The organism is Desulfurivibrio nitratireducens (genome assembly GCF_044068515.1).
GTDB lineage: Bacteria > Desulfobacterota > Desulfobulbia > Desulfobulbales > Desulfurivibrionaceae > Desulfurivibrio.
Window position 1 is genome coordinate 1 of record NZ_JBIPKI010000064.1, and the last position, 9960, is coordinate 9960.

General features: G+C 65.2%; 10 protein-coding genes and 1 pseudogene. 7 read left to right on the forward strand and 4 right to left on the reverse strand.

What is annotated here, in order from left to right:
* The first annotated feature begins 392 nt into the window (after positions 1-392).
* The 5 genes from bioB (at position 393) to ACHHTY_RS11300 (ending at position 5453) form a co-directional block, all read left to right on the forward strand.
* Positions 393-1310 (forward strand): biotin synthase BioB, encoded by a 918-nt coding sequence (gene bioB, locus ACHHTY_RS11280; RefSeq protein WP_395494262.1) that lies wholly within the window; start codon positions 393-395, stop codon positions 1308-1310.
* Positions 1311-1471: 161 nt separating this feature from the next.
* Entirely contained in the window at positions 1472-2647 is a 1176-nt protein-coding gene (gene bioF / locus ACHHTY_RS11285) for an 8-amino-7-oxononanoate synthase (RefSeq protein WP_395494263.1), read from the forward strand.
* A gap of 74 nt (positions 2648-2721) precedes the next feature.
* Positions 2722-3948: an MFS transporter gene (locus ACHHTY_RS11290; RefSeq protein WP_395494264.1), complete on the forward strand. Its 1227-nt coding sequence runs from the start codon at positions 2722-2724 to the stop codon at positions 3946-3948.
* A gap of 30 nt (positions 3949-3978) precedes the next feature.
* The gene (cobS, locus tag ACHHTY_RS11295) at positions 3979-4803 is read left to right on the forward strand and encodes an adenosylcobinamide-GDP ribazoletransferase (protein WP_395494265.1); all 825 of its coding nucleotides are present in this window, start codon (positions 3979-3981) and stop codon (positions 4801-4803) included.
* The gene (locus ACHHTY_RS11300; protein WP_395494266.1) at positions 4779-5453 is read left to right on the forward strand and encodes a histidine phosphatase family protein; all 675 of its coding nucleotides are present in this window, start codon (positions 4779-4781) and stop codon (positions 5451-5453) included. Before cobS ends, ACHHTY_RS11300 begins: the two co-directional genes overlap by 25 nt.
* A gap of 9 nt (positions 5454-5462) precedes the next feature.
* Here the strand turns inward: ACHHTY_RS11300 and ACHHTY_RS11305 are convergent, their stop codons facing one another.
* The 4 genes and pseudogenes from ACHHTY_RS11305 to ACHHTY_RS11320 all read right to left on the reverse strand — a co-directional run bounded on the left by ACHHTY_RS11305 (position 5463) and on the right by ACHHTY_RS11320 (position 7841).
* A complete protein-coding gene (locus ACHHTY_RS11305; RefSeq protein WP_395494267.1) occupies positions 5463-5795 on the reverse strand; it encodes a type II toxin-antitoxin system HicB family antitoxin in 333 nt (110 codons plus the stop codon).
* Positions 5782-5895: pseudogene (locus ACHHTY_RS11310) on the reverse strand (toxin HicA); the annotation flags it as partial. The pseudogene ACHHTY_RS11310 and the gene ACHHTY_RS11305, both read right to left, overlap by 14 nt.
* 7 nt (positions 5896-5902) lie before the next feature.
* A complete protein-coding gene (locus ACHHTY_RS11315) occupies positions 5903-6448 on the reverse strand; it encodes a response regulator transcription factor (RefSeq protein ID WP_395494268.1) in 546 nt (181 codons plus the stop codon).
* Positions 6438-7841 carry an ATP-binding protein gene (locus ACHHTY_RS11320; RefSeq protein WP_395494269.1) on the reverse strand — a complete coding sequence of 468 codons (1404 nt, stop codon included), beginning with the start codon at positions 7839-7841 and terminating at the stop codon, positions 6438-6440. The genes ACHHTY_RS11315 and ACHHTY_RS11320 overlap by 11 nt, the downstream gene beginning before the upstream one ends.
* Before the next feature lie 469 nt (positions 7842-8310).
* Here ACHHTY_RS11320 and ACHHTY_RS11325 point away from each other — a divergent pair, with 469 nt between their 5' ends.
* On the forward strand, positions 8311-8748 hold the full coding sequence (locus tag ACHHTY_RS11325; protein WP_395494271.1) for a rhodanese-like domain-containing protein: 438 nt from the start codon (positions 8311-8313) through the stop codon (positions 8746-8748).
* Positions 8749-8932: 184 nt separating this feature from the next.
* On the forward strand, positions 8933-9709 hold the full coding sequence (locus tag ACHHTY_RS11330; protein ID WP_395494272.1) for a TVP38/TMEM64 family protein: 777 nt from the start codon (positions 8933-8935) through the stop codon (positions 9707-9709).
* The last annotated feature ends 251 nt before the right edge of the window (positions 9710-9960 follow it).

Genomic DNA, 9960 nt, shown 5'->3' on the forward strand with positions numbered 1-9960 from the left:
ACCTGGTGGAGAGCGGCTTGTACCTCAAGGGGGCGAAGATCGACCCAAAAAGGTGCGCCCCCCCCGCCCCGGCCGCCGGGAAGGCCGAGCCCCGGCCTTTGTCAAAAAGAAGGGCGGCATCTTCGGCCTCCGCTAAACGGGCCGTAGCGCGCCAGTTTGCGGCGATCAGCCCGGCTCACATAGCACACTATGCTTCGCCGGCCTGCTTGCTGCAACCTGGCCCACTACGGCCCGTTTAGCTGTGAAGAACTGGTTGGTTGGGATTTTGTCACGCCGTGCGGAGGCTGCACCGGTGCTGCCGCTTTACCTCCTCCCCCTTGTCTCTTGCCCCTTGAATCTGTTAATCTTGCAAGTTGGACCTTGAATCCTGAAACTGAAGATGGAGGACTATTATGCTCGGTCCTGAGGAAATTGGCGAACTGCGCCGGCTGGCCACGGCGGAACTGGTGGCCCGGGCGGCGGCGGTGAAGCTGGCCCAACGGGGGCAGGCTTTTTCGTTTTGCAGCATTATCAACGCCAAGTCGGGCAAGTGCAGCGAGGATTGCCGTTACTGCGTGCAGTCGGGGCATTATCGGACCGCAGCGCCGATCTATCCCCTCAAGGACAGCGAGGAAATCGTGGCTGCCGCCCGGGCCGCCCGGGAGGCCGGAGCTACCCGCTTTTCCCTGGTCACCAGCGGCCGGGGCCTGCCGGAGGCGGAGGTGGAGCCGGTTGCGGCGGCCATCACCGCGATCCGCCGGCGGGTGGGGATCAGGGTCTGCGGCTCCTTCGGGATTCTCGACCGGGCCACCCTGGAGCGGCTCAAGGCGGCGGGCATGAGCCGCTATCACCACAACCTCGAAACTTCGGAACGCTTTTTCCCCCGGATGACTACCACCCACAGCTATTCCGACCGGGTCGCCACCATCCGGGCCGCCCAGCAGGCCGGCCTGGAGGTCTGTTCCGGCGGAATTTTCGGCCTGGGGGAAACGGAAGATGACCGGATCGATATGGCCCTGGACCTGCGCGAACTGGCCGTGGATTCGGTGCCGCTCAACATCCTGATTCCTCTGCCCGGCACTCCCCTGGCCGAGACTCCTCCCCTGGAGGTACGGGAAATCATCCGCTCCATCGCCCTTTATCGCCTGCTGTTGCCGGGGATCTGCATCCGCCTGGCCGGGGGCCGCGAGGTCGCCCTCCAGGACTTCCTGGCCGCCGCCTTCCTGGCCGGGGCCGACGGCATGATGATCGGCGGCTACCTGACCCAGAAAGGCCGCAGCGTCGAGGCCGACCGCAAGTTCGCCGCCGAGATGGCGTCTTTATGGATTTAGTCTGGGCCGGGAGCAGGGTGGCCCAGGCGCCTGCGGCTGCCGGGCCGAGTTAGCGGTCAGGCCCAACCCGGTCCGGTGGCCAGGGCCGGCTGTCAAACCCTGACCGGCCTGAACCAGACTATCCCGGCAGCTTGAATTTTGAACACTAAAAGAGGTAATTGATGGATATCACGGATTTTTTGGCCCGGCAGGAAAAAGCGGGCAATTTGCGCCGGCTGCCGGTTCTGGAACATCCCGACGGGGGCCGGGTGCGCTTTGCCGGCGAGGAAGACCTGCTCGACTTTTCTTCCAACGATTACCTGGGCTTGACCCGCCATCCTTTGTTGCTGGTGGAAGCGGCCGAAGCCCTGAGCCGTTTCGGCACCGGGGCCGGTTCGGCCCGCCTGATGAGCGGCAATTTCGAGCTGCATCGCCGGCTGGAAGCGGCCCTGGCCGCCCTCAAGGACCAGGAGGCGGCCCTGCTCTTCGGCAGCGGCTATCTGGCCAACATCGGGATCATCCCGGCCTTGGTGGGCCGCCATGACGTGGTTTTTTCCGACCGCCTCAATCACGCCAGCATTTACGACGGCTGCCGCCTTGCCGGGGCCGCCCTGCACCGCTTTGCCCATAACGACTGCAACCAGTTGGAAGACCTTCTCAAGCGCCATCGGGGCAAGAACGAGGCCCTGATCGTGGTCGAGTCCCTCTACAGCATGGATGGGGATTTCTGCCCCCTGGCCGAGGTGGTGGCCCTGAAGGAGCGCTACGACTGCCGCCTGCTGGTGGACGAGGCCCACGCCACCGGACTTTTCGGGGCCAACGGGGCCGGCCTGCTGGCGGCGGCCAACCTGGCCGACCGGGTCGACCTGGTCATGGGCACCCTGGGCAAGGCCCTGGGCGGTTACGGGGCCTATGTCGCCGCCCGGCGGGAGATGATCGCCTTTCTGATCAACCGGGCCCGCAGCTTCATCTTTGCCACCGCCCTGCCGCCGGCCACCACCGCCGCCGCCCTGGCCGCCGTCGCCCTGCTGGCGACGGAGCCGGAGTTGCGCCAGGAGTTGTGGCAACGGGTGGAAGTTTTCAAAAACAGTCTCAAGCTGGGGGGGATAGAAGCCGACCTGGGGCCCTCGCAAATCATCCCCCTGACCGTGGGCGGCAGCAAGGCGGCCCTGCAGGCCGCCGACCGCCTGCGGCAAAGGGGCATCTACGCCACCGCGGTCCGGCCGCCCACGGTGCCGGCCGGCAGCGCCCGCCTCCGTTTTTCGGTCACCAACCACCTCTCGGCCGACGAACTCAGCGCCGCCGCCGCCATCATCGCCTCGGAATTGGGGGGCCGGGAGCGGCAAGGATCGGAATGAACCTGTTAACTTGATGCTGGCGGTGTTTAGGGACGAACTTGAGATGGCCCCGGCCGGGGCAGGGTGAGGAACGGGTGCTCAGGCTTTTTATGCGCGGTTTTGCCGAACTTTTTACCGTCCATCCCCGCCTGGCTCTTTTCCCCCTGGCGGCGGTGGCGACCTCCGGTTTCGGCCAGACCTTTTTCATTTCCGCTTTCGGGGGCGAACTGCGGGCCGCCTTCGGCCTCTCCCATACCGCTTACGGGGCCCTTTACAGCGGGGCCACGGTGCTGGCCGCCTGGCTGCTGTTCCGCTTCGGCTCCCTGGCCGACCGCTGGGAACTCGGCCGGGCGGTGAAGCTGGCCGTATTGGTGCTGGCCGCCGGCTGTCTGGTGATCGGCCTGGCCCCCGGTCCGGCCGTGCTGGGCCTGGGTTTTGTCCTGATCCGCTTCGGCGGCCAGGGCTTTATCGCCCACCTGGGCATGACCACCGCCGCCCGTTACTTTGCCGCCGCCCGCGGCAAGGCGGTAGCCCTGGCCGCCGGGGGCATTCCCCTGGCCGAGGCCCTGCTGCCGCCGGCGGCGATCTTCCTGATCGCCCGCGGCGACTGGCGCTGGCCCTGGCTGGCGGCCGCCCTGGTTCTGCTCCTGCTGATACTGCCCCTGTTGCGCTTTTTGAGCCGGGAAGCGCCGCCGGTGGCGACCGCCGCCCAAGGGCCGGGAGGCAAGGTCCGGCAGTTCACCCGAACCGAGGTGCTGCGGGATCGGGGGTTTTATTTCCTGCTGCCGGCCGTGCTGGCCACCCCCTTCGTCGCCACCGCCGTGCTTTTTCATCAGGCGGCCATCGCCGAGGAGCGGGGCTGGGCGTTGGAATTGCTGGCCGGGGCCTTTGTGGTCTTCGCCCTGGGCCATTTCGCCACCCTGGTAATCGCCGGTCCCCTGGTGGATCGGCTCAGCGCCGCCCGGGCCCTGCCCCTGGCCCTGCTGCCCATGGCCGCCGGCCAGGTCCTGCTGGCCGCCTTCGCCGGTTCCTGGGTGCCGTTCTGCTATCTGGGCCTGCTGGGAATCAGCATCGGCCTGGCCACCACCGCCGGGGGCACCATCTGGGCCGACCGTTACGGGGTGCTCCACCTGGGGGCGATTCGTTCCCTGGTCCATGCGGCGATCATTATAGCCACCGCCCTCGCCCCGTTGTTCGCCGGGGTGATCCTGGACAGTCGCCTGGGGGTGGGGGAGCTGGCCCTGCTGATGGCCGGTTTGGGCCTGGGCGGCGCGGCCCTGGCCATGGTGGCCCAAAGGTTCAAGGTGCAAGTTGAGCCTTGAACCCGCCCCGCCCTTGAACCTTAAAAAGAGGTGAGTTGCTTGTTGAAGGATATCCTGGCGGCCGGCCGCTTTCTGACCATTCTGCCCTGGCCCGGCGGCCGGCGGATGATGACCGAGGCGGAGGTTACCCGCAGCGCGGCGGGCTTTGTCGCCGTGGGGCTGCTGCAGGGGCTGCTGCTGGTGGCCGTCGAGGTGCTGGCCGGCCAGCTTTTTCATCCCGACCTGGCCCTGTGGCTGGTGCTGCTGGCCCTGGTTCTGGTCAGCGGCGGTTTTCACCTCGACGGCCTGGCCGACACCTTCGATGCCCTGGCGGTCAAGGCCGGCGGCGATCCCCAGCGGGACCGGGAGCGTCGCCTGGCGGCGATGAAGGATTCGGCCATCGGGGCCATGGGCCTGCTGGCGATAATTTTTGCCCTGGGGTTCAAGTTCTTCGCCCTCCAGAGCCTTTCCCACGCCTCTTACGCCATTTATTATTCCAGCCTGCTGCTGCTGCCGGCCGTGGGCAAATGGGCGATGGTGGTCGCCATGCCCCGGGCGCTGCCGGCCCGGCCCGACGGCCTGGGCCGCCTCTTTCTCGGGGCGGTGGGGCGGCGGGAAGTGATCTGGGCCTGCATCAGCCTGGCTTTGCCGCTGCTGGCCCTTTGCCTGCTGCTGCCCGGCTACCTGCCCCGTTATTACTTCCTGTTCTATCCCCTGTTGCCGCTGCTGATCTACCTGGGCGGCCGGGCGGCAACGGCCCTTTGCCGGCGCCGCTTCGGCGGCCTGACCGGGGACAACCTGGGCGCCCTCAATGAACTGGCCGAAATCCTCTTTCTCTTTTTGGTGCTGCTATGGTTACGACTCTCTGCCTGGTGAGGCATGGTGAAACGGAAGGGGCGGAGATTCCCCGCTACAAGGGGAGCCTGGATGTGGCGATGTCGGCCCGCGGCCACGAGCAGGTGCGGCGGACCGCCGGCCGCCTGCGGGACTACCTGGCCGATTTGCTCAGCGCCCGCCGGCACAGCTACTTGCGGGCGGTGCATGCCGAATCGGACCTGGCAGGGGGAACCGGCCTCGACGCGGTTTACTGTTCGCCCCTGATCCGGGCCCTTAACAGCGCCGAATATATCGCCGCCCCCCACGGGCTGGAGCCGGTGGTGGCGCGGGATCTGCGCGAACGTGATTTCGGCGAGTGGGAAGGGCTGAGTTTCAGCGATATCAGAAAGGCTTGGCCCGAGGCCTTCGCGGCCTGGGCTGCCGATCCGGTTAATTTTGCCCCGCCCGGCGGCGAAACAACCCTGGGGGTGGCTCGCCGGGCCGAAGCCGCCCTGACGGCGATCCTCGACCGGCACCGGGGGCAGAACCTGGCCCTGGTGGCCCACGGCGGGATCAACCGGGTGATCCTCTGCCATTTGCTGGGGGTGCCGCTGGCCAATATCTTCCGGATCGAACAGGACCTGGCCTGTTTCAACATCATCGAGTTCTGGGATCAGCTCCCGGTGGTCAAACTGCTCAATGGCCTCTGAGCGGAGCGGTTAATGGGTCAGCTTGATCGTGGCCAGCCGGTTGAGGCTTACCTTGGCTTCGGCTGCCTGGATAGCAAGTTGGCGATGGACTTCGGGGGGAACCCGGACCATGAATTTGCCGCTGAACCGCCGGCCGGCTAAAGGTTCGGGCACGGTCTCACCGGTTTTTTCCAGGTCGGCAACCACCTCCGCCACCACGCCGCGGATTCCCCGGAGCGCCTTTTCGGGGGATGAAGCCAGCCAACTCAGGCTGGGAAACTCGGCGCAGAGTCCGACGTATTCCCGGTCCTCTTCGGACCAGGTCACCCGGTAGGTGTAGTGATCTTCTTTAATTGTTTTCATCTTGCAACCTCTCGATAGCCCGCAGAATCTGTCTGACCTGGTATGCCTTGGCCTTGCCTTTGTCATTCTGCAGGTTTACTCGTGGATCCCCTTGCCAGGGCCGATAATCAGTTTTTGGGCGGGTTTTTCTGGAGTTTTCTTTGCAGGGTGCGGCGGTAGAGGCCCAGGCGCTGGGCGGCCTTGGAGATGTTGCCGCCGCAGTCGTTGAGAACCCGGTTGATGTGTTCCCATTCGGCCCGGGCCAGGGAAGGGGCGGTGAATTCCTCCTCCGATGGAGCCAGATCGAGGCCGGGTTGGCGGCTGAAGGCTTGGAGAATATCATTCACGTTGGCCGGCTTGGGCAGATAGGAAAGAGCGCCGAGGCGGATCGCCTCGGTGGCGGTGGCGATGCTGCCGTAGCCGGTGAGGACCACCATGGCCGGCGCATCGGGCAGCCGGGCGGCTGCGGCCACCAGTTCCAGCCCGGATTTGTCCGGCATCTTGAGATCGATCACCGCCATGGCCGGTTTTTCCCCATGGATGATGGCCAGGGCGGTGTCGCAGCCTCCGGCTTCAAAAACCGTGAAGCCCCGCCGGACAAAGGCCTTGGCCAGCCTTTGGCGGAAGGCCTCTTCGTCGTCGACCAGCAGAATTTTCCGTTGCTTATCTTCCATGTGCGTTGCTTATCCTCCCCAGGGCAAAACGAAGGCGGATGGTGCTGCCCCGGCCCGGCGCCGAATCCAGGCTGAGGCCGCCGCCGAAGTGCTCGGCCGCCGTTTTGGCCAGAAACAGCCCCAGGCCCATTCCCTGGCCGACCTCCTTGGTGGTAAAGAAGGGTTCACCGGCCCGCTGGCGGGTGGCCGGGTCCATGCCGGCCCCCTGGTCCCGCACGGTGAAAATCAGAAACTGCTCATCGCGCCCACAGCGCAACTCCACCGGAGCGCCGGCCGGCGAGGCCTCCAAGGCGTTTTTCAGCAGGCCGCGAAGCACCCGGCCGAGGGTGCGCAGGGGCATTTTGATTTTCAGGTCCGCCACCTGGTTGTCCACCATGATCCGCCGGCGCTCTGCCGCCTGGAAACTGCGCAGGGCCTGGGTTACTGCCTCCTCGACGGTGAATTCGCCGGCCTCCTCGCCCAGATGTTCGCCGGCGTCGGCCCCCATCTGGTAGAGGATCTCCCGGCAGCGCTCAACCTGTTCCCGGATCAGCTCCAGGTCTTCCAGCAACTCGGCGGCGGGCTGGACGGCGCCGGCGGGGGCGGCCAAAAGGGGGTCGCTCCGCAACTGATGGCGCATTTCCCCGGCCGCCACGGCGATGGTGGCCAGCGGGGTCGCCAGTTCGTGGGCGGCGCCGGCGGCCAGGGTAGCCAGGGAGGCGAGTTTTTCCGTTTTGCGCTGCTCCTCGCGCAGGTTGGCCAGGGTGCGGGCATGGCGCTCCAGGGCCTTGTAAACCTGGCCGACGAAGAAAACGATGAAAAAGGCGGTGACCGCGAAGGCTACCCACATCCCTTGAAGATGGGGCGAAACCTCGCGCCCGAAGAGGAAAACCTGTTCGGATTCCACGTGGCAGGGGGCGAAGATGGTGTTGAGGGAGACCAGGCCGAGGTCCCGGGACGGGGTATAGAGGGGCAGCAGAAAGAGGGCGGCATAGGCCAGGATGGCGAAGCCGGCCAGGATCGTCGCCCACAGGGGTCGCAGGAGGATGGCCCCCAGGGAGATATGGACCAGGTAAAGAAAGGTGAAGGGGTTCATCGGGCCGCCGGTGGCGTAGAGCAGGGCGGTGAAGAGCAGGACATCGAAGAACATCACCACGATGACCGCCCGCTCCCCGACCCCGCCCTTGACCCGGACCAGGTAGTGAAAATAGAGATTGCTGCCGATGGCAAAGGCGATGATCAGGCCCAGCACCGCCAGGGGCACAGCCACCTGGAAAAGCAGGATGATCGCCGCCACCAGCAGGATCTGGCAGGCGATCACCCACCAGCGCAGGCGCAGCAGCCAGTGCAGGGCGATCCCCGAACTGCTCCGAGCGGGGGCGGCGGGGTCGATGGTGGGCGCGTGTTCCGACATTGCTGGCAGGTTTCCCCTTTTGTCGCGGTAGTCAATCGGACTCAAACTAGCCCCCGGTCCCGCAACTGTCAAGCCTGCCGCTTGCCGGGGCCCGGTTTTTCCGGCTCGAGCTGCGGCCATCGACGGTGCGGGAAAATTGCCGCCCGACCCGGCGGCTTGTATCGGATTTGTCTATTCTAATCATTATAGAATATCCATACTATCTATTTGACCTTGACCAGCGCGGCGGTTAGTTTTTGTTGCGGTTGGCACGGAGTCGCGCCAACCCGGTTGGGTAGGCCTTGGACCGGAGAGGGGGCGAGCGGGTCGCTCGGAACCAGCCGGCTGGCGGCCGGACAACAACCATGGGGCCGGGAGCGGCGCCGGATCTTAACCGGGCCGTTCCCCAATTTTCAAGCAGGTGGGCCGCCCCCGGCCAAATGCCGGTGGGCAGGGCCGCCGCGCATCAATGAACAGGGAGCAGGCAGCAATGAACAGGTATTTGATCGCGGGTTTGACTCTGATGATGGTGTTGTGGGCCGGCAGCGCCCTGGCCTTTTTTTCCTTTTTCAGCGGGGGCTATCAGTACATCAGCGCCGCTGAACTGAACAAGCGCCTGGAGGCCGGGGATTCCCTGGTTCTGCTGGACATCTGCCCGGCGGACAAGTTCGCCAAGGGCCATATTCCCGGTTCCATCGAAACCAACGCCTATCCGACCCAGACCCCCGAGGAACGGGCCCGGCTTGACAAGGGGCTGGAGGCCCTGAGCGCCGGCAGCGACGACATCATCATCGTCTGTCCCGGCGGCGGGGGCGGCGCCCGCCGCACCGTGGATTATTACACCGCCCAGGGCATCGACGGGAAAAGGATCTATATTCTTGAAAAAGGCCTGCGCGAGTGGCCCTATGAAACCGTGCCCAAATCCTAAACTAAATCTTATAGCTGATGCAAGGCCCGGAGAAACAGGGAGCAAGATTGCCGGGGCGGCCTGGAACATAGGGTTAAGCCCCGTCAGCGGCTAAATTGCCGCTTGCCGGTCGGGGAGCGAAGCCCCTGTACCGGTTCCCTTTACCCTGGCATTCTTGACCTGGCTCTGCCCAGCTTTCTCCCGGATGCTGAAATTGGTTAATTTTTCGCGACAAAAAATCGCCCTGGTGCTGGCTTTACTGCTGCTGGCCGGCGTTTTTTTTCTGCTGGATCTCCACAGCTATCTGAACTTCGAGGCCATCAAGGGTTACCAAGGCGAGGCCCAGGATTTTTACCAGCAACGGCCGCTGCTTGCCCTGGTCGGCTTTTTCCTGATTTACCTGGTGCTGGTAGGGCTGAGCCTGCCCGGCGGGGCCCTGCTGGGCCTGTTGGCCGGAGCGGTTTTCGGGGTGCTGGCCGGGACGGTGGTAGTCTCATTTGCCAGCACCATCGCCGCCACCCTGGCCTGCGCTTTAAGTCGCTACCTGTTGCGCGATCCGGTCAGGGCCCGTTTTCCCCTGGTGCTGGCCACCGTCGATCGGGGCATGGAGCGGGAGGGCGCGTTCTATCTCTTTTCCCTCCGCCTGATTCCAGCCGTGCCCTTTTTCGCCATCAATCTGGTTATGGGGCTGACCTCCATCCGCCTGGGCACCTACTACTGGATTTCCCAACTGGGGATGCTGCCGGGCACCCTGGTTTTCGTCAACGCCGGCAATGAACTCGGCCGCCTGACTTCCCCGGCCGGGATTTTTTCGCCGCGCCTGCTGCTGGCCTTCGCCCTGCTGGGCCTGCTGCCGCTCATCGCCAAGCGCCTGCTGGATTTTTATCGGAGCCGGGGGCAACTTTATCTGGGGGGCGCGGTCCCTGCCTCCAACCCGCCAAGCAAAGCGCCGCCGGCGGGACCAACCCGGCCAAAGCTTTAAGCGCGGCTGAATTGGCGAGAACTGCGGCCATGCCGCCGGGCGTGCTCCGCCGCCGGCCCCGCCGGGGGGCCGCATTCGTTGCTGTCCTGTTTGTCGCGATTGCCCCCTTTGCTTGGAACTGGAGGATAATTGGGATGTCGCTAAATAAGCCCTGGCAATCAGCCCTGACCGGAGAAGAATGGCCCCCTAACGGGATGCCGCGCTCAACCGGCCAGGATAACGAATAACTGGAAACCTGATGCCCACACGAC